This window comes from Nocardia colli (assembly GCF_008704205.1).
GTDB classification, from domain to species: domain Bacteria; phylum Actinomycetota; class Actinomycetes; order Mycobacteriales; family Mycobacteriaceae; genus Nocardia; species Nocardia colli.
Map to the genome: position 1 here is coordinate 292,585 of NZ_VXLC01000004.1, position 23,049 is coordinate 315,633.

At 67.8% G+C, this 23,049-nt stretch carries 23 protein-coding genes; 13 read left to right on the forward strand and 10 right to left on the reverse strand.

What is annotated here, in order from left to right; all coding sequences use genetic code 11:
• Positions 1-323 precede the first annotated feature (323 nt).
• Positions 324-902: a TIGR03086 family metal-binding protein gene (locus tag F3087_RS13275; RefSeq protein WP_150402214.1), complete on the forward strand. Its 579-nt coding sequence runs from the start codon at positions 324-326 to the stop codon at positions 900-902.
• Between the two features lie 4 nt (positions 903-906).
• Here F3087_RS13275 and F3087_RS13280 read toward each other — a convergent pair whose 3' ends face one another.
• Positions 907-1,092 carry a hypothetical protein gene (locus tag F3087_RS13280; RefSeq protein ID WP_150402215.1) on the reverse strand — a complete coding sequence of 62 codons (186 nt, stop codon included), beginning with the start codon at positions 1,090-1,092 and terminating at the stop codon, positions 907-909.
• Between the two features lie 213 nt (positions 1,093-1,305).
• Positions 1,306-1,869: a GyrI-like domain-containing protein gene (locus F3087_RS13285; protein ID WP_150402216.1), complete on the reverse strand. Its 564-nt coding sequence runs from the start codon at positions 1,867-1,869 to the stop codon at positions 1,306-1,308.
• A gap of 65 nt (positions 1,870-1,934) precedes the next feature.
• Here F3087_RS13285 and F3087_RS13290 point away from each other — a divergent pair, with 65 nt between their 5' ends.
• Positions 1,935-2,837: a serine hydrolase gene (locus tag F3087_RS13290; protein ID WP_150402217.1), complete on the forward strand. Its 903-nt coding sequence runs from the start codon at positions 1,935-1,937 to the stop codon at positions 2,835-2,837.
• On the opposite strand, the gene F3087_RS13295 is transcribed toward F3087_RS13290, so the two are convergent.
• Entirely contained in the window at positions 2,789-3,733 is a 945-nt protein-coding gene (locus F3087_RS13295) for a LysR substrate-binding domain-containing protein (protein ID WP_223885121.1), read from the reverse strand. The genes F3087_RS13290 and F3087_RS13295 overlap by 49 nt on opposite strands.
• Before the next feature lie 89 nt (positions 3,734-3,822).
• Here F3087_RS13295 and F3087_RS13300 point away from each other — a divergent pair, with 89 nt between their 5' ends.
• The 5 genes from F3087_RS13300 (at position 3,823) to F3087_RS13320 (ending at position 10,726) form a co-directional block, all read left to right on the forward strand.
• The gene (locus F3087_RS13300; protein WP_150402219.1) at positions 3,823-4,794 is read left to right on the forward strand and encodes an MBL fold metallo-hydrolase; all 972 of its coding nucleotides are present in this window, start codon (positions 3,823-3,825) and stop codon (positions 4,792-4,794) included.
• Positions 4,795-4,907: 113 nt separating this feature from the next.
• A complete protein-coding gene (locus F3087_RS13305; protein ID WP_150402220.1) occupies positions 4,908-5,393 on the forward strand; it encodes a cupin domain-containing protein in 486 nt (161 codons plus the stop codon).
• A gap of 121 nt (positions 5,394-5,514) precedes the next feature.
• Positions 5,515-8,220 carry a helix-turn-helix transcriptional regulator gene (locus F3087_RS13310; protein ID WP_150402221.1) on the forward strand — a complete coding sequence of 902 codons (2,706 nt, stop codon included), beginning with the start codon at positions 5,515-5,517 and terminating at the stop codon, positions 8,218-8,220.
• 190 nt (positions 8,221-8,410) lie between these two features.
• Positions 8,411-9,721: an FAD-binding oxidoreductase gene (locus F3087_RS13315; protein WP_191093944.1), complete on the forward strand. Its 1,311-nt coding sequence runs from the start codon at positions 8,411-8,413 to the stop codon at positions 9,719-9,721.
• 57 nt (positions 9,722-9,778) lie between these two features.
• A complete protein-coding gene (locus F3087_RS13320) occupies positions 9,779-10,726 on the forward strand; it encodes an NADP-dependent oxidoreductase (RefSeq protein WP_150402838.1) in 948 nt (315 codons plus the stop codon).
• A 1-nt stretch (position 10,727) separates the two neighbouring features.
• On the opposite strand, the gene F3087_RS13325 is transcribed toward F3087_RS13320, so the two are convergent.
• Positions 10,728-11,189, reverse strand: coding sequence for a PPOX class F420-dependent oxidoreductase (locus F3087_RS13325; protein WP_150402223.1), 462 nt, complete (start codon positions 11,187-11,189; stop codon positions 10,728-10,730).
• Between the two features lie 323 nt (positions 11,190-11,512).
• On the opposite strand from F3087_RS13325, the gene F3087_RS13330 reads away from it, so the two are divergent.
• Complete coding sequence (locus tag F3087_RS13330) at positions 11,513-11,893, forward strand: hypothetical protein (RefSeq protein WP_150402224.1); 381 nt, start codon at positions 11,513-11,515, stop codon at positions 11,891-11,893.
• A 5-nt stretch (positions 11,894-11,898) separates the two neighbouring features.
• On the opposite strand, the gene F3087_RS13335 is transcribed toward F3087_RS13330, so the two are convergent.
• Complete coding sequence (locus F3087_RS13335) at positions 11,899-12,414, reverse strand: hypothetical protein (protein ID WP_150402225.1); 516 nt, start codon at positions 12,412-12,414, stop codon at positions 11,899-11,901.
• An 80-nt stretch (positions 12,415-12,494) separates the two neighbouring features.
• Between F3087_RS13335 and F3087_RS47105 the strand changes: the two genes are divergently transcribed.
• Positions 12,495-12,623: a hypothetical protein gene (locus F3087_RS47105; RefSeq protein ID WP_263407207.1), complete on the forward strand. Its 129-nt coding sequence runs from the start codon at positions 12,495-12,497 to the stop codon at positions 12,621-12,623.
• Positions 12,624-12,711: 88 nt separating this feature from the next.
• Positions 12,712-14,760: a thioredoxin domain-containing protein gene (locus tag F3087_RS13340; protein ID WP_150402226.1), complete on the forward strand. Its 2,049-nt coding sequence runs from the start codon at positions 12,712-12,714 to the stop codon at positions 14,758-14,760.
• 410 nt (positions 14,761-15,170) lie between these two features.
• On the opposite strand, the gene F3087_RS13345 is transcribed toward F3087_RS13340, so the two are convergent.
• Complete coding sequence (locus tag F3087_RS13345; RefSeq protein ID WP_150402227.1) at positions 15,171-16,772, reverse strand: adenylate/guanylate cyclase domain-containing protein; 1,602 nt, start codon at positions 16,770-16,772, stop codon at positions 15,171-15,173.
• A 96-nt stretch (positions 16,773-16,868) separates the two neighbouring features.
• A complete protein-coding gene (trhA, locus tag F3087_RS13350) occupies positions 16,869-17,492 on the reverse strand; it encodes a PAQR family membrane homeostasis protein TrhA (protein ID WP_150402839.1) in 624 nt (207 codons plus the stop codon).
• A 208-nt stretch (positions 17,493-17,700) separates the two neighbouring features.
• Between trhA and F3087_RS13355 the strand changes: the two genes are divergently transcribed.
• Positions 17,701-18,480, forward strand: a complete 780-nt coding sequence (locus F3087_RS13355; RefSeq protein ID WP_150402228.1) for an isoprenyl transferase — start codon at positions 17,701-17,703, stop codon at positions 18,478-18,480.
• 15 nt (positions 18,481-18,495) lie between these two features.
• On the forward strand, positions 18,496-19,086 hold the full coding sequence (locus tag F3087_RS13360; RefSeq protein ID WP_150402229.1) for a hypothetical protein: 591 nt from the start codon (positions 18,496-18,498) through the stop codon (positions 19,084-19,086).
• Positions 19,087-19,092: 6 nt separating this feature from the next.
• On the opposite strand, the gene coaA is transcribed toward F3087_RS13360, so the two are convergent.
• On the reverse strand, positions 19,093-20,025 hold the full coding sequence (coaA, locus tag F3087_RS13365) for a type I pantothenate kinase (protein ID WP_150402230.1): 933 nt from the start codon (positions 20,023-20,025) through the stop codon (positions 19,093-19,095).
• A 168-nt stretch (positions 20,026-20,193) separates the two neighbouring features.
• Between coaA and F3087_RS13370 the strand changes: the two genes are divergently transcribed.
• The gene (locus tag F3087_RS13370; protein WP_150402231.1) at positions 20,194-21,393 is read left to right on the forward strand and encodes a DUF885 domain-containing protein; all 1,200 of its coding nucleotides are present in this window, start codon (positions 20,194-20,196) and stop codon (positions 21,391-21,393) included.
• A 531-nt stretch (positions 21,394-21,924) separates the two neighbouring features.
• Here the strand turns inward: F3087_RS13370 and F3087_RS13375 are convergent.
• Both F3087_RS13375 and F3087_RS13380 read right to left on the reverse strand, forming a co-directional pair.
• Positions 21,925-22,374: a nitroreductase family deazaflavin-dependent oxidoreductase gene (locus F3087_RS13375; protein ID WP_150402232.1), complete on the reverse strand. Its 450-nt coding sequence runs from the start codon at positions 22,372-22,374 to the stop codon at positions 21,925-21,927.
• A gap of 18 nt (positions 22,375-22,392) precedes the next feature.
• A complete protein-coding gene (locus F3087_RS13380; protein ID WP_150402233.1) occupies positions 22,393-22,851 on the reverse strand; it encodes a PaaI family thioesterase in 459 nt (152 codons plus the stop codon).
• Positions 22,852-23,049: the final 198 nt, after the last annotated feature.

Sequence of the window (23,049 nt, forward strand, 5' to 3'; positions counted from 1 at the left end):
ACCTGAACTGGATAACGAAATCGCTACAGCTGTAGCTTAATCGAAACCGGTTGTCGGCTTCACATCACTGCATAGCCCGCTCTACGGTCACAACGCCGCTGACACAACAGTTTTCAAACGTTGTGTGGCGGCCGTTGCATGCGCACCGGGCGCATTGCACACTGTAGCGAGATGTATTCGGCTAGCACAGCCGCTTAATCCCACGGCCACCGAGAAGCACACTGCTGGCAACCTAATTCGCCGCGAGCAGCTTTCGCAACGGCCTCCGTATGTCGCCCGCCTGTGTTACCAATTCAGCCAGACCGCTCGACCGAAGGAAGCTCATGGACAACGTGATCGGACAGATCGACCGTGCACTCGATGCGACGAGCGTGATCGTCGCGGCTTTGGACGACAGCTCCATGACCGCGCCGACGCCCTGCCGGGAGTGGGATGTGCGTACCGTGTTGAACCACATGGTGGGCAACATGCACATCTTCGCGGCCGCGTTGAGCGGCACGGATTCCGGCGCCGATCATGAATCCGATTGGCTCGGCGGCGATCCGCAGGGCGCGTACGCGGCGGCGGCGGAGGTGGATCGAGCGGCCTGGCATCGGCCCGACGCGCTCGAGTACACCGTGCACATACCGCTGGGCGAGCTGCCCGCCGCGACGGCGGCCCTTGTGCACCTCACCGAATTGGTTGTGCACGGTGTCGATCTCGCGGTCGCCATCGGCAGGCCGGACCTGGCCGACGACGAGTTGTGTGGCGAACTTCTCGCCACCATGCAGGCCGGTGGCGGCATCGACCGGTTCCGCGCCCCCGGCATCTTCGACGCCGAGGTCTTCGTCGAGGCGGACGAGCCCGGTCATCGCCGGTTGCTCGGCTACGTCGGCCGGGAAGTGCTGGCGCGGACCCCGTAGCGCGCTACCGGATCCGTACCACGGTCGAGGCCGCGAGAAGCAGCAGCTCGCGCGCCGCGGCCTGCTCGTAGGCGAGCCGGCCACCGTGGTTGCGGTGCAAGGCATGCTGTTCGGCATGTACCGATGACGTCGCCGCGCTGATATCCCGGGCTGCGTCGTCTTTCGGACGTGCGATGGTGAATTTGCGCATGGCAAATACGCCCTTTCCATAAGATGCAGGTATATCGGCTCGATTTCCTCCGCGCCCACCGATTTCGGGCACCCGAAAAGAAACGGGCACCGCGCACCGTGGGTGCGTGTCCGTGCGCGCCGGAGTTCTGAATGGGCAACGGATTCCATTCCACCGTTGCCCCGTGTACCGGGCGCTTGCGAACTGTATCCGGTCGAATTCGACCGGCGCATCCTATTTTTCGGTGACCCGGCGGACCGGGTGGCGCAGGATGGTCTTCGTCTTCGCGGCCGGCGCTCTGCGCGGGTCGGACAGATAGATCTCGTGATGGCGTCCGTTCATCGTCAACCCCTCGGCGTTCATGAACGCGTCCATCCTGGCCAGGGTCTCCGGTTCGGTCGCGTAGGGACCGATGTGCAGCGCTTGAACGGCGTCGCCCTCGGTGATCTGCTCGTAGGTTGCCCCGGGCACCATGGCCGCGGTGACGAACTCCGGCATGCGCAGCATCAGCTTCCAGTGCCACTGCTCACGCGGCACCGTCAGCGGCGGCTCGTCGGAGTCGACCCACCACAGGCCCTCCAGCTTCGGTACCACGAAGTCGTGGCCGGCGACCTTGGCAATCCTCTTCGCGCCGTAGGCCGTTCGGTACAGCGACTCGATCGCCGCGAGGCACTCCGGGCTCGCCGGAGCGCCGGAACCGGTGACCGTCACGTACGCGTAGGTGTCGAACGTGCGCAGCGTCGGCTCGGTGGGTGCGTGGTAGTAGTGCTTGTCGGTTTTGGCCAGGTCGAGCTTCATGCCGCGAGCCTGGAGGCTCCAGCACCGGGAGAGTCAAGCGTCGATCCCTGTGGCAGCGTGGAGGCGTGGACGAGATCTTTCGGGACGCGGGGGTGCGGGGCTGGGTGCATGCGCGGTGTTTCGACTGTGGTGCGGAGGCCGGGTCGGGTGCCGACGAGCCGGTGGTGCTCGCCTCGGTGGTGAAGGTGCCGCTGGTGCTGGAGTTCGCCCGGCAGGTCGCGGCGGGGCAGGTGGATCCGGCCGATCGGGTGCGGGCCGGGGGTGCGGATCGGCTCGGCGGGGTCGGCACGGCGGGCTGTCACGACGATGTCGAGCTGAGCCTGCGCGATGCGGCGTTCTTCGCGCTCACAGTGAGCGACAACACCGCTGCCGATCTGCTGTTCGATCGGGTCGGTATCGACAACGTGCGTTCGCTGGTGCGTGAACTCGGCCTCGACGCCACCCGCATTGTCGGCGCGCCGCGGCACATCGTGCAGAGCATGGCGGACGATATCGGCGCGCGGGATGCCGCCGAGTTCGCCGCGCGGTTTCCGGCGCTCACCGCCGCGGAGATTCTCGGCACCCGGGCGCTGGACCCGCTGCGGACAACCGCGAGCACGCCGCGGGAGATGACCCGGTTGCTCACGCTCATCGGTCAGGATCTCGCGGGGCCCGCCGAGGCATGCGGCTGGGTGCGCGATCTCATGCGCCGGCAAGTGAATTGGCATCGGCTCGCGGGGGCGTTCCCGCCGGAAGTGCAGGTGTGGGCCAAGACCGGCACCCTGCCCGGAGTGCGCAACGAGATCGGTGTGCTGGAGTATCCGGACGGAAGTCGTTATGCCGTAGCGGTATTCACCAGGGTTGAGTCGCTCGCGCAACGGCTGCCCGAGGTGGATCGCGCGATCGGCGCCGTCGCCGCGCACGCGATCGGCCGCATCGATCACGGCCTGCCGTACACCACATTCCACGGTCGGTGCGGCGCCGCCTGAATCGCCGCGGGCCGAGATGTGCCGTCGCCCTGCACAACTCGCACGATCAGCTCGGCGAGTTCGGCCACCAGCGGATGCGGCGCGTGGGCCGGCCAGGCGAGAGACAGCCGCCAGTTCAACGTGCCTTCCGGGAGCGGCCGCCAGACGACCCGCGGTTCCTTCTGGGCCACCATGCCCTGATCGAAGGCGACGCCGCGGCCGGAAAGCACCATGCCGAGCACGAATTCGGGGTTGCGGGCGTGCTGGACGCGCGTGGGTTTGAAGCCGTGCTCCCAGCAGGTGCGCAGGGTCGCGTCGTAGAGTCCGGGCGCGGCGGCACGGGGGAAGATCACCAATCCGAGTCCGGCCAGATCGGCGAGGGTGAGCGAAGAGCGCACGGCCAGTGCGGAATCGCGGGGGAGGACCACGCCGACGGGAGTGTCCACGGCGGGACCCAGTTCCAGGCCGACGACATCGACCGGATGTTGCAGCAGTCCCGCGTCGAGCTGCCGGTCGGCCAGCAGGCGGATCTGCTCGGCGGTGGTCAGTTCCTGTAGATCCACCCGCACCTCGCGGCTCTCGAACGCGGTGAGGATGGCGGCGAGCACCCGTCCCGCCAGTTCGGGTGGCACGCCGACGCGCAACGCGTCCATCTCGCCCCGATGCGCCTTGCCGACCAGCGAGGTCGCGCGCTCCCAGCGGGCGAGCAGATCGCGGGACTCGGCGAGCAGGATCTGGCCCGCCTCGGTCAGCTCGACCCGGCGGCTGTCCCGGTCGAACAGCCGGGCGCCGAGGTCGTTTTCGAGTTTGCGAATGCGCTGACTCAGCGGCGGCTGGGCGATGCCGAGGCGTTCGGCGGCCCGCCCGAAATGAAGTTCTTCGGCCACGGCAACGAAGTACCGCAGCTGTCGCAGCATGTCCACGCTGCGACGATATCGGTTTCGATATCGCCGAGCGGTCGCGCCGGTCTTGGACAGCGGGATCGTTGCTGTGCTGGGGTGCCTGCATGACAGGTTTCGGACGGCGGAAATTCTTCGGGGTGACCGCGGGCGCGGCGGTGCTCGCGGGTGTAGTGGCATGTGGCGGAACGGAATCCGCGAAACCGGCGGCCGATGCCCCCGCTCCCGCACCCGGCGGGATGACCCTGCGCTGGTGGGGCAACAACAGCTGGGAAGTCCGGTTGCCCGGCGGCAAGACGGTGCTGATCGACCCCTGGCTGACCAGGTTCCATACCGGAACCTATACCGCCGCGGGCGCCGACCCGGACACTCCGATCACCGTCGACACCGCCCTGATCGACCGCTACGTGGACAGCGGTGAACTGCGCGCCGACCACATCCTGGTCACCCACGGTCACTACGACCACCTCACCGATGTGCCGTACCTGGCGAAGAAGACCGGCGCGACGGTGCTCGGCACCGAGACCCACCTCAACCTGCTGGCCGCGCTCGGCGCACCGGAAGAGCAACTCTCGATCACCACCGGCGGCGAGCAATTGCGCTTCGACGGCTACACGGTTCGCGCACTGCGCTCACTGCATTCGGTCTCCGGCGCGCGGGCCGAGGTGGCCTTCGCCGGCACCCGCCCCGGGCTCGGCGCGGGAAAGTTGCCGGAGCCCAAGGTGATTCGCGATCTGGTCGAGGGCGGCACGCTCGCTTACGAGGTGAGTGGCGGCGGCGTGAGCGTGCTGAACTTCGGCGGCTCCAACTACATCGAGTCCGAGCTGGCCGGCCTGCACCCGGACGTGCTGCTGTTGCCCGCGGGCGGCGGCAAGATCACCGACTACGTCGCGCGATTGCTGCGCGTCACCGGCCATCCGCGCTACGTAATCCCCACGCACTGGGACGATTTCGACTACCCGCTCGCCGAACCCGCCCGCGACTGGGGTGGTCTCGAGGCGCTGCGCAAGGCGGTCGCGCAAGCCAGTCCTGCCAGCAAGTTCGTCACCGTCGACCACCTACAGACCTTCACCCCCTGAGGTATGGCCGCGATCGATGGTTATCGGACAGTGATCCGTCGCTGACGGTGGTTGCGGTTCTCTTGGTACGGGGGACGACATAGCGGTCCCACCCGTACAGAGAGGACATCGCAATGAGTTACGCAGGTCCCGTGGGCGTCCGGGCACCCTGGACTCAACCGCAGGTTCGGTACTACGACGGCGGTTTCGAGCAGGTGCTCTCGGAGCAGGAAACCGCGAGTGCACTGACTGTGATGCGGGCCAAGGTGTTTCCCGCAGGGGCGCCGCCGCTGCACTTCCACACCAGGGAAGACGAGTTCTGGGTCATCCTGTCCGGGCGGGTCCGGTTCTGGATCGGTGGATACTCCTTGACGGAATGCGCCGTCAGCGAGGCGGGTCCCGGCGCTTTCGTCTACGGCCCGCGCAACATTCCGCACACCTTCCAGACCATCACCGAGGAGAGCGAGGTCCTGGTCGGTAATACGCCGGGTGCGATCGAAGGCTACTTCCAGGGCGTCGGCGCGGCCGAGGCCAGGGAACACGACAAGCAGCTGGACTTGCTCGGCAGCTACGGGGTCACCGTCGTCGGCCCGCCGCCGGTCTGGTCCGAGTGGAATTGAACGGGTCGGCGCGGTTGATCCCGGACTGACGACCAGTTCGGCGGCCGGCACCGGATTGTGGCAACTTCACCGCATCGTTGCCATTTTGCTGATTCGTTCCAGAAAGCCTAGGTTAGTTGCCATGCTGTACGGCCGCATGGGTGAAGAACGGCAGATCAGCACACTTTTGGCAGCAGCACGGGAGGGTCGCAGCGCCGCGCTGGCACTGGTCGCCGAACCCGGCGCGGGCAAGACCGCGTTGCTGGACCGCGCCGCGGAATTGGTGGACCCGGACTGGCAGGTGCTGCGCTGCGCCGGCGTCGAGGCCGAATCCGAATTCCTCTTCGCCGGTTTGCAGAGCCTGCTGGCCTCGGCCCTGGGCACCCGCGGCGCCTCGATCATCGACGCGCTGCCCGAGCCGCAGCGCGATGCGCTGTGCAGTGCGATCGGCCTGACCTCGGCCGCCTATCCCGCCGATCCGTACGTCGTGGGCCTGGCCACGCTGTCGCTGCTCGCCGAGCTGTCGGCGCAGGGGCCGGTGCTGTGCCTGGTCGATGATTTCCAGTGGCTCGACCAAGCCTCGGTCGAAGCGCTCCGCTTCGCGGCGCGGCGGCTCGACGCCGAGGGTGTCGTCGTGTTGTTCGCGGGCCGCACGGAGTCCGCCGCGGCGGGGGTGCCGCAGTTGCGCCCCGCGCCGCTGGACCCCGCGGCGGCAGGTGCGCTGCTCGCCGATCGCTGGCCCGCGCTGAGCATCGAGTCGCGCGAGCGGATCCTGGCCGAGGCGTGCGGAAATCCGCTGGCGCTACTCGAATTGCCGACCATGGACCTCGACTCGCTGCCGGTCGGCCCGCTGCGGTTGCCGGACCGGCTGGAGTCCGGCTATCGGCGGCAGGTCGCCGAGCAATCCGCCGCGGCCCGCACCGCGATGCTGGTCGTGGCGGCCGAGGAATCCGGTGCGCTGGGCCTGGTGCTGTCAGTACTGGCCGATCTGGGCTTGCCGGCGACGGCCCTCGCCGAGCCGGAACGCTCCGGACTGGTGCTCGTTGCCGACCGGTCGGTCAGCTTCCGGCACCCGCTGCAACGCGCGGCCGCCTATCACAGTGCGTCGTTCACCGAACGGCTCGCCGTGCACGCCGCGATCGCGGCCGCACTGGCCGACGATCCCGATCGCCGGGCCTGGCATCTCGCGGCCGCCACCCCCGGCCTGGACGAAACCGTAGCCGCCGCACTGGAATCGGTCGCCGAACGCGCGCGCGAACGCGCCGGCTACGCGGCCGCTTCGACCGCGGTGGAACGCGCCGCCCGGCTCAGCGCGGACCGATCCGCGCGGATGCGCCGGCTGGTGCTCGCCGCCGAGTGGGCCGCCGAGGCGGGACGTTCCGATCGCGCGCTGCGACTGGCCCACGAAGCCGAGCAACTGCCGCTGGCCCCGCTGGAACGAGCCAGGCTCGGCGCCGCGCGCGCCTTGATCGAATTCGAATACGGTTCCCTGCGCAAGGCACGGGACTTGCTGATGGTCGCCGCCCAAGACGCTGCCGCGACGGAACCGACCCGGGCCGCGACCATGTTGGTCGACGCGAGCAGGGCCTCTTGGACCATGGGCGAACTTTCCGAGGTGCAGTCGTCCCGCGAGAAGCTCGCGGAGCTGGTCGAGCGCGACGCCCAGTTGGCGCCGATGCTCGCCGCGCTCGATGGTGTGATCGGGCTGTGCTCCGGTGAGCTCGAAGCCACCATCGTCTCGATCCGCGAGACGGTGACCCACAGCCGGCACATTCCGGCCGAGTTGCCCTCGCTCAAGCTGGCCTTCGCGGCGCAGGCGATGCTCATCGGCGACGTCGTCAACGGACGCGACATCCTCACCGACCTGGTCGCGGATCTCCGCGATCGGGGCATGCTGGGCTGGTTTTCCGCCGCCAGCGCGTCGCTCGGCACGTCCGAGTTGATGCTCGGCCGGCTCCGGGAAGCCGACACGGCCTCGAATCAGGCGTTGCGGATCGCCACCGACATCGGCCAGCCGAGCCGGATGGCGCATGCCGAGGCCAACCTCGCGCTCATCGCCGCCATCCGCGGTGACGAGCAGCGGTGCCGCGAACTCGCCGAACGCAACCTGCGCGGCTCGCCGGGTGACTACAACTTCATCGACGTCACGCACTGCGAGTGGGCGCTCGCGGTGCTCGACCTCGGGTACGGGCGCAACGAGTCGGCGCTGGACCGGTTGGAGGCCCACTACCAGATCCCGAATCGGGTGCGCGGGCACTGGATTCACCTGTTGCGCGATCTGGTCGAGGCGGCGGCCCGGCTGCGGCGGCCCGATCGCGCGGCGCGGGCGATGGCCGAGATCGAGCACTGGTCGGCCGCGCTGCGGGTGCCGTTCGCCGAGGCGATCGCGCTGCGCGGCCGGGCGATGCTGCACGGCGACGAGTCTGCCTACGTGACCGCGATGAAGCTGCAAGCCGGTGCGGGTCTCTGGTACGACCACGCTCGAACGGGCCTGGTGTACGGCGAGTTCCTCCGGCGGGAGCGCCGCCTCGGCGAGGCCCGCACCCAGCTGCGCAAAGCCATGGAGACCTTCGATCGCCTCGGCGCCGAACCCTGGGCGCACCGTGCTCGCGCCGAGCTGCGTGCCGCCGGGGAGGGCGCGCTGCCCGAGACCGCCGCCGCGCTGACCGCGACGCTGACCCCGCAGGAACTCCAGGTGGTTCGGCTGGCCGCGGCCGGCGCCACCAACCGGGAGATCGGTGCGCGGGTGTTCCTCAGCCCGAAGACGGTCGCGCACCATCTCTATCGGGCCTTCCCGAAACTGGGCATCGCGAGCCGCGTGGAACTGGCGCGGCTCGATCTCGACTGAGCCGAACCCGGTTCGATCCCAGGCCATCGCTGTGTGCATCGGCGATTGTGCAGCAGACCACAAGCGGACTTAGGTCAAGTTACCGATAGTGCCTGCGCGCCATGCTTCGTATTGTCGAGTCCGGACCGGGCGGTCGGTGTATCCACGTCGAAGTCGTCCGCTCAGGGAACACACGAAGATGAGGATGGGAATGTCAATCGAGACCTTGCGGACCACGGTCCGTGGCGGTGTGCTGCTGCCGGGTGATGCCGAGTTCGATCGGGCGGCGCAGCCGTGGAATACCGCTGTGGCGCAGTCCGTGGCGGGTGTGGTGGAGGTGGCCGACGCGCAGGACGTGGCGGCGGTGCTGGAGTATGCGCGACAGTCGGGTCGCGTGGTGGTGACGCAGCCGACCGGTCACGGTGCGACCGGTGGTATCGATGGCGCGATTCTGGTGCGTACCAAGCACTTCAACACCATCGACATCGATCCCGGACAGCGCGTGGCGCGAGTGGGTAGCGGTGTGCAGTGGGGGCAGGTGCAGGCTGCGGCGGCCGGGTGCGGGTTGACCGGGCTGGCCGGGAGCAATCCGGTGGTGGGGGTGACCGGATACACGCTGGGCGGCGGTTTCGGCTGGTTCGCGCGCAAGTACGGGTGGGCTGCGAATGCGGTGCGTGCGGTCGAACTCGTCGATGCGGCCGGGCGTCCGCAGCGGGTTACCGCTGACTCCGATCCGGATCTGTTCTGGGCGGTGCGGGGCGGCGGTGGTGATTTCGGGATCGTCACCGGGCTGGAGTTCGAGTTGTTCGCGCTGCCCCGGCTCTACGGCGGGCGGGTGACGTGGCCGGCCGAGCGCACGCGCGAGGTGTTCGAGGCGTTCACCGAACTCACTACCGACGCGCCGGCGGAGTTGTCGGTGTGGTTGCAGCGCTACCAGATTCCCGGTATCGCGCCGAGTGTCTCGATCGACTTCGCTTACCTCGGAGAATCCGCCGAGGGACAGGACCTGACTCGTCGGCTCGACACGATCGATGGCGTCATCGCCGACACCCGCGGTGTGCTGACCCCGGCCGAGATCGGCAAGATCACCGCCGAACCCACCGACCCCAGCCCGTCGCTCTCCCGGGGTGAATTGCTCACCGAACTCGACGACGCGGTGGTCAAGACCCTCATCGACGCGCCGGTCGCGCCGCTGCTCAACGTGCAGATCCGCGGTTTGGGTGAGGCGCTCGCGGAGAACTCGCCCGGTGACGGTGCGCGCGGCGCGGTGACCGAACCGTATGCGCTGTATCTGCTCGGCCTCGGGCTGCCGCATCTGCTCGGCGACATCCGGGCCCGGTTCGCCGAGATCACCGACGCGCTCGGTACTCGGATCACCGGTGTCAAGCCCTACACCTTCCTCGCTTCCGGCGAGTCCGCCGCGACGGCCTTCGACCCGGACACGCTTGCGCGACTGCGGGAGATCAAGCGGAACCGGGACCCGCACAACATCATCCGCGCGAACTTCCCGGTTCTCGACTGACGCCGTGCTGATCCATTACCGCACAACCGATCTGGAGCAATGTTGACCAGCAGAACCATGCGGGCCGCCCGCATGTCGCGACCCGGCCGGGCCGCCGAACTCACCGTCGAGACCGCGCCGTATCCGCGCCCCGCGGTCGGAGATGTGGTCGTCGAAGTGCACGCGGCGGCCTTCACACCCGGCGAATTGAATTGGGAGCCAACCTATGTGGATCGCGCCGGACGTGCACGGCTGCCGGCCGTTCCGGCGCGGGATGTCTCCGGCGTGGTCGTCGAACTCGGATTCGGCACCAATCCCAGCGACCTGCGCGTCGGTGATCGGGTCTTCGGCATGATCGACCGCTATCGCGACGGCGCGGCGGCGGAGTACGTCGCGGTGGAGGCGCGCGATCTGGCGCTGGTGCCCGAAGGAGTGGACCACGTGCAGGCCGTCGCCCTGCCGATGTCCGGCCTGACCGCGTGGCAGGCGTTGATGAGCCACGGCGGCCTCACCGCGGGGCAGCGGGTGCTGATCCACGGCGCCGGCGGTGCGGTGGGCGCGCTGGCCGTGCAGCTCGCCCGCAATGCCGGCGCCGACGTGATCGGCACCGGCCGCGCCGTCGACCGCCAGACCGTGCTGGACTGCGGCGCAACGATTTTCGTCGATCTGGCCGAGCAGCCCATCGAAACCTTCAGCGGCTCCATCGATCTGGTCTTCGACATGATCGGCGGCGACGTGCTGTCCCGTTCCGCCGCCCTCGTCGCCCCCGGCGGAACCCTGGTCTCCATCGCGGCCCCGCCGCCGGTCAAACCCCGCAGCGGCAAGGCCGTCTACTTCATCGTGGAGCCAAACCGCGATCAGCTCACCGGACTCGTCCGCAGCCTCGCGGCCGGTGATCTGCGCCTTCCCGAGCCCACCATCTACCCGCTCGCGGAGGCGTCGAAGGCCTTCGCGGACAAGGAAAACGGGACGCCGGGCAAGTTCGTCCTGCGGAACGAGGCGGCAGGTCGTCGCGCGTCGCGCTGACCTACTCCGCCTGTTCGGGCGGGAACCCTCCGGTGGCGATCGGCCCCCAGCGTTCGATCTGGATACGGATCAGCGACTTGTTCTGGCGGGCCATCGCCGTCCGGTATTCGTCCCAGTCGGGGTGCTCACCCGAGATGCCGCGGAAGTAGTCGACCAGTCCGTCGAGCGCCTCCGGCATGTCCAGGACTTCGGCCCGGCCGTCGACCTGCACGTACGGACCGTTCCAGTCGTCGGAGAGCACACAGATCGACACCTGCGGGTCGCGGCGGGCGTTGCGCGTCTTGGCCCGGCTCGGATAGGTCGAGACGACAATGCGCCCCTCCGCGTCGAGCCCGCAGGTCACCGGCGAGAGCTGCGGCGCCCCATCCGCCCGGCTGGTGACCAAAACCCCGCGATGCCGCTCCCGCAAGAACTCCAGCAGCGCAGCCTGTTCAACCTTGTCGGCAGTAGCAATTCGTGGCATCCCCCCATCCTGTCACCGCGTGCGCCGGCGTCGCGGACTGCGCGTCGATTCATCGCTTCGGCAAGGCTTCGCGCCGGAAACGGTCCAGTTATGAATCGGTCCGGGAACGTTGACCGCGCCCTACTGCGGCAGGATGCGGATAATCCGAGCTGTCATTGGTGTCACATGATGTTCAGGATTGCGAGCTGTGTTTGTGCTGGCAGATGGTATATTTGTCGGCGAAAAAGATTCTCGCGGACCGTGATAACCCGATCATATCGGGAAACTTTGCAACATCGTCATGTGTGTCAGACATCCGGCTTTTCGAGGCAGGAGGTGCCGCAATGAATGTTGTGCAGATCAAGGCTTCGACGCTGGCCATAGGTTTGGTGGCGGTCTCGCTGACGACTTTGGGAGTGGTGCACGCGCAGGAGTTCGCGCCCGGTGTGAACTGCGAAGGCCTCAGCTGCACCAACGACTCCGACGAACCGTACGTGGTGTCGGGCGTGGTCAACTGCTTGACCAACCCGGCCAATATACCGGCAATGCCCGGCCAGCCACCGGCCGCTCCTACTCCCTATACGAACCCGATGAGTGTTGTGGTCAATCCGCATTCGACGATGGCGTTGACCCCGCTCTGCCGCGGCGGCGACAGCATGACCGGAGCCGCCATCACCGGCGTCGCGCCGGGATCGGTGCTTCCACCCTCCGGATCGGCAGGCTGACGACGTCAGAGCTCGAACCAGGCTGTCTTGGTCCACGGCTGGGTTTCGCCGGGGACGAGTTGGAGATGGAAGTCCGGGCCGTCGTGCATCCTGCGTAGTTCAGGTTCGGTGAGCTGACTGATGGTGCATATGTAGTCGCCGTTGGGCAGGTCGATGCCGGAGCCGTACCAGTCCTTTTGCCGGTCTATGCGTTCGCCCTCGAATTGGGCGGCCATCGTCAGGATCTCGTAGTTGACGACGAGTAGCTCACCACCGGTGACGGTGATGGGGCCGATGGCTTGCCTGGCGATCGGGAACTGCGGGCCGGCTGGTGCGGTGGATATGTCTATCCGCCAGCTGCCCTCACTGCCGGTTCCCCAGAGCAGCATTGTTTGCCGCCCCATTTCTGACCTGAAATGCTCGAACAGGGACTCCAGCGTCCAGTTCTCGCTCACGAACGTCGGGTAAGCGTGGAGGTCCACGATGCCGAGAAAGCCCGAGTCGTCCGGCATGTTCTCGATCCGGATCGGAAGCTGAGCCATGCGCTGTTCCTTTCGCGAGCTGGAAGCCGAGTGGGATCGCCGTAGCGCCCGACGATCTGGGTGCGGATTCGGTCTATCCGGTGCCGGCCGAGATCGGCGTCGACCTCGTTGAACAGGTCGGGGACGCAACGGTCATCGACCCTAAAGCAGAGGCGCACAATACCGACCGAATCCAGTATGTCGTTCCGAGTGTCGATATCGTCCATTGAGCAGCTTCCTCTTTCCGCGGACGTCTGGGTCCGGATGAGTTCGTCACCGCCGATCGTCTGCGGACCGGCACTGTGAGACGGTGGAGTCATGAATCGGCTCGGGAACGCGACCTCGCCCTACCTGCGGCAGCACGCGGACAATCCGGTGCACTGGCAGGAGTGGGGTGCTGCGGCGCTGGGGGAGGCGCGGGAGCGGGATGTGCCGATTCTGTTGTCGATCGGGTATGCGTCGTGTCACTGGTGTCATGTGATGGCGCATGAGTCGTTCGAGGATGTGGGTACTGCGGAGTTGATGAACGAGAACTTCGTTTGTATCAAGGTGGATCGGGAGGAGCGGCCTGACCTGGATGCGGTCTATATGAATGCGACCGTTGCTATGACGGGGCAGGGTGGGTGGCCGATGACCTGCTTCCTGACGCCGGCGGGGGAGCCGTTCTATTGCGGGACGTACTACCCGAAGGTGGCGCGGGGTGGGATGCCGTCGTTCACGCAGTTGCTGACCGCGATCAGCGAGACCTGGGTGCAGCGGCGGGATGAGGTGCACACGGCGTCGGGGCAGGTGACCGAGGCGTTGCAGGCGCAGGCGGCGGGGTTGCCGGACTCGGATCTGGCGATCACGGCGGAACTGCTCGACCATGCGGTCGCGGCGGTGCTGCGGGACGAGGATCCGAAGTATGCGGGATTCGGTGGGGCGCCGAAGTTTCCGCCGTCGGCGTTGCTGGAGGGGTTGCTGCGTAGTTGGGAGCGCAGTGGCGATTCGGCGGTGCTCGGGGCGGTTACTCGGACGACTGACGCGATGGCTCGGGGCGGGATCTATGACCAGTTGCGCGGTGGGTTCGCGCGCTACTCCGTCGATCCTGCCTGGCTGATACCGCATTTCGAGAAGATGCTGTATGACAATGCCCAATTGCTGCGGGCCTATGGGCATTTGGCGCGGCGTGCACCGAGGGATCTGCCGGAGTCGCTGGCCCATCGGGTTACTCGCGAGACCGTTCACTTCCTGCTTGATGATCTGGGCACCGAGCAGGGTGGCTTCGCCTCGGCCCTCGATGCCGACACGCATCTCGAGCCCGGTCAGCCTGGAGTAGAGGGCGCGACCTATGTCTGGACGCCTGCCGAACTCGTCGGCGAACTGGGACCGATCGAAGGTGCCTGGGCCGCAGAGTTTTTCGGTGTGACTACCGCGGGGAACTTCGAGCAGGGCACCTCGGTGCTCACCCGGTACACCGACCCCGCACCCGCCGACATCGATCGGCTCGAACACATCATCACTGCCCTCCGCAAGTCGCGCGACGGCCGGCCGCAGCCGGACCGCGACGACAAGGTGGTCACCGCATGGAACGGCATGGCGATCACCGCCTTGGCCGAAGCCGGTGCCGCACTGGGCGAAGACGATTGGGTCGCCGCCGCGGTTCGTTGCGCGCGATTCCTGTTGTCCGAGCACGTGATCGACGGCCGAGTGCGCCGCGCCTCGTTGAACGGCACCGCTGGGGCATCGCCGGGTGTGCTCGAGGACTACGCCTGGCTCGTCACCGGGCTGCTCGCCTTGCATCAGGCAACCGGCGAACTGAACTGGCTCGACGAAGCACAACGCTTGCTGGACACGGCAATCCAGCACTTCGCCGACCCCGGCATCCCCGGCAGCTGGTTCGACACCGCCGATGACGCGGAAACCCTGGTCACGCGTCCCCGCGATCCCGTCGACGGCGCAACCCCCGCAGGCGCGTCCGCCCTCGCCGAAGCGCTGCTCACTGCGGCCGCTGTCAGCGAACCCGACCAAGCCGTCCCCTATTTCGCCCTGGCCGAACAGACCCTCCAGCGCGGCGCAGTCGTCCTGGCCCGCGCCCCACGTTCCGCAGGCCAGTGGATGACGGTCGCCGAGGCGGCCCTGCGCGGCCCCCTCCAGGTCGCCATCGCCACCGAATCACCCAGTGACCCAAGCGAACTGCTTGCCACGGCGCGCACCACCGCCCCCGGCGGCACGGTAATCCTTGCTGGCCCGCCGAATTCGGTGCCTCTGCTGGCGGACCGCCCCTTGCTGGGCGGCGAGCCCGCCGCCTACGTCTGCCGCGGCACAGTATGCGACCTCCCGGTAGCGACAGCCGGAGAACTGCGTGCAGCCTTGGAGCGGACATAGGCGCTGGCTACGAGGCGTAGTCGACCGCGCGCTGGGCAGTGGGTCACTAAGGCACCAGCTTGCGGTGGTCGAGTCGCAGGCCGACAGAGCGGACGTCCGAGCTCCTGTGTGGAGGCGAGCGTGAACGCTGCGGTGTCGGTCAGCGACTGCCGCTGGGCCGTGCTGCGTTAGAGCGAATGCAGGTGCTGGTGTGCGCGCTGGTCGGCCGGGGCCTCACTGGTGGTGGCGATGCCCGGGCTGCGGGCCGATAGGAGGCGGAAGCATAAGCGCTGCTGTGTGCTTGGCTGACCGCCCGCTTATTGTGGGTTGGTCAGTCGCGCGCGAAAGGCGGCCGCAGTGATGGAGCGGCGGGCACCACTGGCTATCACGGTTGTCGATGCGACCGCGGGCCGCAATGAATACCCAACGCTTCAGTCGATTTCCGTTGCGGCGGTGCGAACTTCGACCACCCCGCTGCGATCGGTCTCGGGATCGGCGGTGCCGCTGGGTGCCGCGGCCTCGTCACCGTTGTTGCTCGCCGAGGTAGGGGCTGTGGGCTGGTCGACATCCGTCCAGCAGGCGGTCGGGTTCTTCATCCCGCGCAGCAGGATCGTCTCGTACAGTGTCCATTTCGCGCGCTCGTGCGGCGCGGCCGCCTCGATCGTGGCACCGCTCACCAGGATTCGCCGCGGCACCTCCTTGGCTTCGGTGGTGAGCCGCGCCGCCTCGTTCACCGCGTCGCCGATGACGGTGTACTCCAGCCGGGTATCCGCACCGATGTCCCCGGCGAAGACCGGCCCGTGCGCGACACCGATGCCGATATCGAGTTCCCCGGCCGCGACCACTTCGTCGCGGATCCGCCGTGCCGCCCGCAATGCGGGAGTCGCGTTGTCGCGCAAGGCGATCGGCGCACCAAAGATACACAGCGCCGCATCACCTTCGAACTTGTTGACCAGCCCGTTGTTCTCCTCGGTCGCCGCGACGACCGTCGCGAGCAGCCGGTTCAGCTTGGCCACGAACTCCTCCGGCGGCAGCCCGGTGGACAGTTCGACCGAGCCGGTCACGTCGACGAACAGCGCGGAGACCACCCGCACGTCACCGGTCAGATCCAGCCCGCCGGCCAGCGCGCGCTCGGCCACCTCGGTGCCGACGTGCCGACCGAACAGGTCCCGCATCCGTTGCCGCTCACGCAGATTGGTGGCCAGCTCGTTGACCGAGTTCTCCAGCCGGCCGATCTCGCTGGTGCTGCCCACCGGGACGCGCACGTCGAGATCACCCCCGGTGATCCGATCCAAGGCCAGGCGCAACGTGCGCATCGGGGTCGCCACTGCGCGAGCCAGGAAGGCGGTGGCGAGCGCGCCGACCCCGAGACCGACCACCGACAGGTAGATCGCGGTGCGCACGCGATCGCGCGGATCCGCCACCGGATTACCCAGCACCACGATCAGCATCAGCAGCGGCAACGCCGCAGCCACCGCCCAGCTCACCACCACCCGGACCAGTACCGAGGAACTCCAGTGCATCGTCGGCCCGAGGACCGCCGCCACCACCGGAATGGTCGGCCGGATCAGCCGATCCACGATGAGGAAGGTCAGCCCGACCGATTCGATCCCACCGAAGGTGAACAGCGACGCCATCACCGCCGGATCGTTGTCCGGCGCCAGGCGCATCAGCGACACGGTCGCCACGATGACACCGGTGACCCACACCGCGGACGCGCGCATGGTGATGCTGATCGGCAGCCGCAGCAGCTGCCGCGCTTCCGCTTCGGTCGGTTTACGTCCCTGATCGAGCCAGCCGAAATGGTGGGACCGATCCCGGACCGCGAGCACGACACCCAGCAGGAATCCGAGGGTCGGATAGATGCCGGCCAGCGCGATGTGCCGGATCCAGTCCGGCCCGAGCCGGCTGAGCGACCCACTGAGCCACAGTTCGGTGATGATGACGGCGAGACCGCTGAGATTCGCGGTGATCACCACCGCCGCGAGACCCGCGCGGGCCTTGAGGGCCCAGATGACCAACCGGGCGATCATGGCGTTCGCACGTCCGCGATGGCCCGTCCGGGCGATGCGACGCCACGAACGGCAGTGACTAGGAACACGAACGAGCAGCTTAGCCGTTCGTGCTGGTCATCGGAGGACGACGAGCCACACCGCGACGTAGTGGGTGAGCGCGGCGAGCACGGTCGCGGCGTGGAAGAACTCGTGATGGCCGAAGACGGTGGGCCACGGGTTGGGCCACTTGGTCGCGTAGAGGATCGCGCCGCCGCTGTAGAACAGGCCGCCGACCAGCAGCAGGATCAGCGGGGCGATGCCGATCTCGCTGTTCAACTGCCCGGCCACCGGCACGATCGCCCAGCCGAGCAACAGGTACAGCGGCACGCCGACCCAGCGAGGAGCGGTGGGCCACAACAGTTTCAGCGCGACACCGGCCAGCGCGCCCGCCCACACCACGATGAGCAGCGTCTGCCCGGTGCGTCCGGGGAGGCCGAGTAGCGCGAACGGCGTGTAGCTGCCGGCGATGAACAGGAAGATCATCGAATGGTCCGCGCGCTTCATCCGGATGCGCGCCTGCGGGGTCGGCCAGGTCACCCGGTGATACACCGCACTGATGCCGAACAGACCGCACACAGTCAGTCCGTAGACCGCGGTGGACCACCCCGCGGTCGCCGAGATGGTGGCCGCCTTGGCGACCAGCACGATGGCGGCGACGGCCGCGATGCCGACCGCCCAGGTGTGGATCCAGCCACGCATCCGAGGCTTCACCAGCGCGTCGGCCGGGGACTCCGGCCCCGAGCCGTCGACCACTGCGGGGTCTGCGGCGCCGACCGATTCGGACACGAGCTACCTCCTGGTTGAACTCACCGGTAACCTACGGAACCGTAGGTTACCGGCCCACCGCTACTGTACCGGGAGACCCGGTCGCTGCCAGGATCCCGCCCGTGGGGCGTAGGGTGGCCGCGTGGAGCTTCCGGTTCAGGTGCGGGGTTTGCCGTATCGCATCTACGAGGCCCGGCTCATGAAGCAGCTGGCCGGCAAACAACATCCCCGCCACGTCGCGGTGATGTGCGATGGCAATCGGCGGTGGGCCCGGGAAAACGGTTTCACCGACGTCAGCCACGGACATCGGGTCGGCGCGGTGAAGATCGCCGAGCTCGTCGGCTGGTGTCAGGCCGAGGGCATCGAGATGGTCACCGTCTATCTGCTCTCCACGGAGAACCTGCAGCGCGATCCCGAAGAGCTGGAAACGCTGTTCGAGGTGATCACCGACGTGGTCGAGGAACTGTCGGCGCCGGAACAGAATTGGAGCGTGCGCATCGTCGGCACGCTCGACGGCTTCCCCGAGCTGATCGCCAAGCGCCTGCGCACCGCCGCCGAGCGGACCGAGGGCAACAGCGGCGTGCACGTCAACGTGGCCGTCGGCTACGGCGGCCGGCAGGAGATCACCGACGCGGTGCGCTCGCTGGTCCGCCAGGAGATCGCCGCGGGCGAGACCGGCGAGGATCTGGTCCAGTCGATCACCGTCAACGCCATCGGCCAGCACCTCTACACCTCCGGCCAGCCGGACCCGGACCTGGTCATTCGCACCTCCGGAGAACAGCGACTCTCCGGATTCCTGCTGTGGCAGAGCGCATACTCGGAGATATGGTTCACCGAGGCGTACTGGCCGGAATTCCGGCGCGTGGACTTCCTGCGGGCGCTGCGCGACTTCGCGGCACGACACCGGCGCTTCGGCATCTGAGCCGGGCGGTGGGTCATGAGTGACCTGGACAGCCGCTCCGACGGGCACCACACCGCGCCCTACATCAGCTACGAGGACTTCGGGCGCCGGTTCCTGGAGTACGCCGCCACCGAGGAACGCATCCTGGGCGCGTTCTCCCAGTTGACCGGCGCCGCCTTCGATTTCGGCCCGATCGGGGTCGGGCCCGGCCGGTTGGCCAAGGCGAGTGCACAGGTGCAGCTCGGTCAGGCGGTGGTGCGCCGCGACGTCGACGAGGTGATCTCGTTCGCGCTGAAGATCCCACTGAGCGTCGACATGCTCATCGACCTCGCACTGGACAAGCACCGGTTCGAGGTCGACGGCCACATCCACGTGCACCTGGTCGTGCGCGCCGCCGAGCCGCTGCGCGTGATCATCGACATCGCGACGCCGCGCTCCAGCGACGTGCGGATCAATGTCGCCACCGACACCATTCGCGGGAACCTGTTGCGCATCTTCGCCAGCGTCGATCAGGAGATCCGTCGTTTCGTCGCCCGCTATATCGCCAAGGAGATCGACAAACCGCACATTGCCGCGGCCCGCGATATCAATGTGGCCGAACGCCTCGACGCCGCCTGGAAATTGTAAGCGGGATCACAATTTCCGTAGTCGCAGTCTATTGATGCTGTGGTCGGCGTCCTTACGTAACACGAGGGTGGCGCGCGGCCGGGTGGGCAGAATGTTCTCCACCAGATTCGGGCGGTTGGTGTTGTTCCAGATCTCCGACGCGGCATGCGTGGCCTGCTCGTCGGTGAATCCGGAGTAGTGGTGGAAATGCGCGTTCGGGTTCGCGAAGGCGGTCTCGCGCAGCGCGAGAAACCGCTGCACGTACCAGCTCTCGATGTCCTCGATGCGCGCGTCCACGTAGATGGAGAAGTCGAACAGGTCCGAGACCATCAGCCGGGGCCCGGTCTGCAGCACGTTCAGGCCCTCGACGATCAGGATGTCGGGCTGGTGCACGCAGTGGAACTTGTCCGGCACGATGTCGTAGGAGATGTGCGAGTACACCGGCGCGCACACCTCGGCCGCGCCGGACTTCACCTCGGTGACGAATCGCAGCAGCTTGCGGCGGTCGTAGCTCTCCGGGAAGCCCTTGCGGTGCATGATGCCGCGGCGGGTGAGTTCGGCGGTGGGATAGAGGAATCCGTCGGTGGTGACCAGGTCCACCCGCGGGTGGTGGTCCCACCGGGCGAGCAGCGCCTGCAGCACGCGGGCGGTGGTGGACTTGCCCACCGCGACGCTGCCCGCGACGCCGATCACGAACGGCACCTGCCGATCGGGGTGCGTCTCGCCGAGGAAGGTCGCGGTCGCGGCGAACAGCCGCTGGCGCGCGGCCACCTGCAGGTGGATGAGTCGAGCGAGCGGCAGATAGACCTCCGCGACTTCTTCGAGGTCGATCTGTTCGCCGAGACCGCGCAGGCCCCTCAGTTCTTCCTCGGTGAGCACCAGGGGAGTCGACTTTCGCAGTGTGCGCCACTGTTTGCGGTCGAATTCCACATACGGACTGGGCTCGCTCATTCGTGCCACTTACCCGACGCTCCAGTTCGGCAAACGCGTACACATACCGTGCCGGCTCCGTGTGATTCGGTCTAACTCTCGCCGCATAGCCGAATTCTGCTCTGCGTCAACAGCGTGCGAAAAGCGGGGTACCGATAGCGGGGTATCCCGGGTCGGCGAACGACTAATGTCGGGCGGATGGCAACGCATCCACTGGTGACCGAGTACCTGCGGCTCGGGTTGGCATTCGACCGGCTCGAAGACGGTTTCGTCGACGCGTTCACCGGCGATCCGGCCTTGCGGCGCGAGGTGCAGAACGCTCCCGCGCCGGAGCCGCGTCAGCTGGCCCGCCGGGCGGCCGAGCTGCGCGCCGGATTGGCCGACGCGGGGCTCTCGGCGGAGCGCACCGAGTTCCTGGACACGCACCTGCGCGCGCTGGAATGCTCCGGCCGCAAGTTCGCGGGTGACGACATCGGTTTCGTCGAGGAGGTGCGTGCCTACTTCGACGTGGACATCGCGCCGGGCGACGTGGAGAACTACCGGGACGCGCACCGGCAGATGGACGAGGTCCTGGCCGGCACCGGCCCGCTGGCCGAACGGGTGGTCGCGCACCGCAAGGCCGACGAGATCCCGCCGGAGCGGTTGTCCGCCTGCGTCGAGGCGTTCTCCGGCGCCCTGCGCGAACTGGTCCGCGATCGCTACCCGCTGCCCGACCACGAGCACGTCACCTACGAGGTGGTCGGCGACAAGCCCTGGTCCGGCTTCAACTACTACCTCGGCAACTACCACTCCCGCGTCGCGATCAACTCCGACCTCAAGCAGCACATGACGCACCTGCCGGTGCTGATCGCGCACGAGTCCTACCCGGGCCATCACACCGAGCACTGCCGCAAGGAGGCCGGTCTGGTCGCGGCCGGTCAGGCCGAACAGACCCTGTTCGTGGTGAACACCCCGCAGTGCCTGATGGCCGAGGGCCTCGCCGACCTGGCCCTGGAGTCCATCGTCGGCCCCGGCTGGGGTAAATGGGCGCAGGAGATCTACGCCGACCTCGGCCTGCGTTTCGACGGCGAACGCGCCGAACGGCTTTCGACCGCCTCGGCCGAACTGATCAGCGTCCGCCAGGACGCGGCGCTGTTGCTGCACGATCAGCACCGGAGCCAGGACGAGGTCGCGGAGTTCCTCCAGACTTGGAGCCTCACCACCCCGGAGCGCGCCCGCCAGTCCCTGCGTTTCCTGTCCTCGCCGCTCTGGCGCGCCTACATCTCCACCTATGTGGAGGGTTACCGCCTGCTCGGCGGCTGGCTGAACAAGGCGATCGATGCGGACGACCGTTCGGATCGTTTCCGTCGACTCCTGGACGAACCGCTGACTCCCGGCGCGCTCCGCCGCGCGGCATAACAGTCCTGAAACGCGGAAACCAGCGCCGAGCCCGGCGCATCACTTGTTCTCACGCGCACTGATTTGCTAGCGAAGTCATGCGCGGCGAGAGAACAGGTGCGCGGCTGGAGATTGAGTGCGCGGCGAGAACGGTGCGCGGCGAGCCCGTACCCGCTGCCGGGCAGTGGCAGCGGGTACGGGTGCCCGAGGGCGATGGCGCGGCGTTGTCGTACGGCGCGATCCCCTCCGGTTCGTGCCGGCCGGCTCCGCAGTCGCGTCCGCGCCGGGCGATGGCTCGCGGCGGGCGGAATGCCGGTGCGTTACTGGATGACTGCGCAGCCCTGGCCGGAGGAGATAGTGCAGATGATGGTGGAGAGCTGGCGGAGCAGGGCTTCGAGCGGGTTGGTGGGGACCGAGATCAGGGTGAGCATGACTGGCTCCTCGAGACGGAGTGTGGCCGATTCCATCGGTTAAACCGTGGGAATCGGTGCGTCTCGTTACGTCCCGAGGAGCCCCGAATCAGTGTGCCCCGGGTGGTGGGGGCAGGTTTCGTCAGGCGTCGGTGAAGGTGATGCGCACCGAGATCGGGTCGCTTTCCAGCGCCTTCATGGTCCACTCGGCGGCGGATTCGGGGACGCGGCCCTTGGCGAAGCTGCGGGCGCGGGCGATCACGTCGTCGTCGGGGACGAACGCGGCGGTGCCGGTGTACCAGCGTTTGCCTTGGCGCAGGCGGACATTCGGGTCGGCCACGATATTGCGCGCCCAGCCGGAGCGGCGGCCGTGCTGGGAGATGAGCCAGGCGCCGTGCTCGTCGATCGACACGGTGACCGGAACCCGGCGCGGCTGACCGGTTTTCGCGCCGGTGGTCTCCAGTTCGGCGAGCAGGGCCGAGCGGATGCCGATGCGGTCGAGCAGGCCGACGGCCGGGTTGGCCAGGTAGCGGCCGATCAGGCGTTCGCGGCGGAACTTGCGGACGGCGGCCCTGGTGCTGCGTTCAGTCATCGCGAGACTCCCTGTGGCTCAGCGGTTTCCGCGGAGGATGACGCAGGTGGTGGTGCCGTGCGCGACCAGCCTGCCCTGTTCGTCGACGACGCGGCCCTCCGCGGTCGCGGTGGTGCGGCCGACGTGGATGGTGGTGCCGGTGGCGGTGAGTCGCTGGCCGTCGGTCGGGACCGCGCGGATGTAGTTGACCTTCAGTTCCAGGGTGGAGTAGCCGACGCCCGCGTCGAGGGTGGAGTGCACCGCGCAACCCATCACCGAGTCGAGCAGGGTGGCGCAGATGCCGCCGTGCGTGGTGCCGAGCGGGTTGGCGAAATCGGGGCGGGTGCGCAGCCCGAACACCACCTTGCCCTGCTCGAGCAGGTCCACCTCCATGCCGAGCAGATCGCCGATGAACGGCGGGCGGTCTTGCCGCGTCATGCCGAGGCGGAGCAATTCCAGGCCGGTCAGCTGCGCGAGATCGATCGTGGTTTCCGACATGAATCCGTCCTTTCGGTGAACCGATCGGTCCACATCTGTCATGATTGGAGCATGGACCGATCGGTTCATGCAACAGTGCTGGAGGAGAAGATCCGCGTGGGAGCCATTCGCGCCGCGTTCGTGCCGCCGACAACGGGCGGAATCGCCGCTCGGCCGGCGAGCGGTGGCGTAAGTCACAATGGCGCAGTGCGCTGGCCG

Excerpts from the sequence above, each read along its gene's own strand:
- F3087_RS13320 (WP_150402838.1), top strand. The coding sequence starts at position 9,779 with ATGCGGGCCGCCCGCATGTCGCGACCCGGCCGGGCCGCCGAACTCACC.
- F3087_RS13380 (WP_150402233.1), bottom strand. The coding sequence starts at position 22,851 with ATGTCGGAAACCACGATCGATCTCGCGCAGCTGACCGGCCTGGAATTG.
- F3087_RS13285 (WP_150402216.1), bottom strand. The coding sequence starts at position 1,869 with ATGAAGCTCGACCTGGCCAAAACCGACAAGCACTACTACCACGCACCC.
- F3087_RS13375 (WP_150402232.1), bottom strand. The coding sequence starts at position 22,374 with ATGACTGAACGCAGCACCAGGGCCGCCGTCCGCAAGTTCCGCCGCGAA.
- F3087_RS13335 (WP_150402225.1), bottom strand. The coding sequence starts at position 12,414 with ATGGCTCAGCTTCCGATCCGGATCGAGAACATGCCGGACGACTCGGGC.
- F3087_RS13295 (WP_223885121.1), bottom strand. The coding sequence starts at position 3,733 with ATGCTGCGACAGCTGCGGTACTTCGTTGCCGTGGCCGAAGAACTTCAT.
- F3087_RS13310 (WP_150402221.1), top strand. The coding sequence starts at position 5,515 with ATGCTGTACGGCCGCATGGGTGAAGAACGGCAGATCAGCACACTTTTG.
- F3087_RS13325 (WP_150402223.1), bottom strand. The coding sequence starts at position 11,189 with ATGCCACGAATTGCTACTGCCGACAAGGTTGAACAGGCTGCGCTGCTG.
- F3087_RS13345 (WP_150402227.1), bottom strand. The coding sequence starts at position 16,772 with ATGATCGCCCGGTTGGTCATCTGGGCCCTCAAGGCCCGCGCGGGTCTC.
- F3087_RS13330 (WP_150402224.1), top strand. The coding sequence starts at position 11,513 with ATGAATGTTGTGCAGATCAAGGCTTCGACGCTGGCCATAGGTTTGGTG.
- trhA (WP_150402839.1), bottom strand. The coding sequence starts at position 17,492 with ATGCGTGGCTGGATCCACACCTGGGCGGTCGGCATCGCGGCCGTCGCC.
- F3087_RS13370 (WP_150402231.1), top strand. The coding sequence starts at position 20,194 with ATGGCAACGCATCCACTGGTGACCGAGTACCTGCGGCTCGGGTTGGCA.
- F3087_RS13305 (WP_150402220.1), top strand. The coding sequence starts at position 4,908 with ATGAGTTACGCAGGTCCCGTGGGCGTCCGGGCACCCTGGACTCAACCG.
- F3087_RS13340 (WP_150402226.1), top strand. The coding sequence starts at position 12,712 with ATGAATCGGCTCGGGAACGCGACCTCGCCCTACCTGCGGCAGCACGCG.
- F3087_RS13315 (WP_191093944.1), top strand. The coding sequence starts at position 8,411 with ATGTCAATCGAGACCTTGCGGACCACGGTCCGTGGCGGTGTGCTGCTG.
- F3087_RS13360 (WP_150402229.1), top strand. The coding sequence starts at position 18,496 with ATGAGTGACCTGGACAGCCGCTCCGACGGGCACCACACCGCGCCCTAC.
- F3087_RS13280 (WP_150402215.1), bottom strand. The coding sequence starts at position 1,092 with ATGCGCAAATTCACCATCGCACGTCCGAAAGACGACGCAGCCCGGGAT.
- F3087_RS13275 (WP_150402214.1), top strand. The coding sequence starts at position 324 with ATGGACAACGTGATCGGACAGATCGACCGTGCACTCGATGCGACGAGC.
- F3087_RS13300 (WP_150402219.1), top strand. The coding sequence starts at position 3,823 with ATGACAGGTTTCGGACGGCGGAAATTCTTCGGGGTGACCGCGGGCGCG.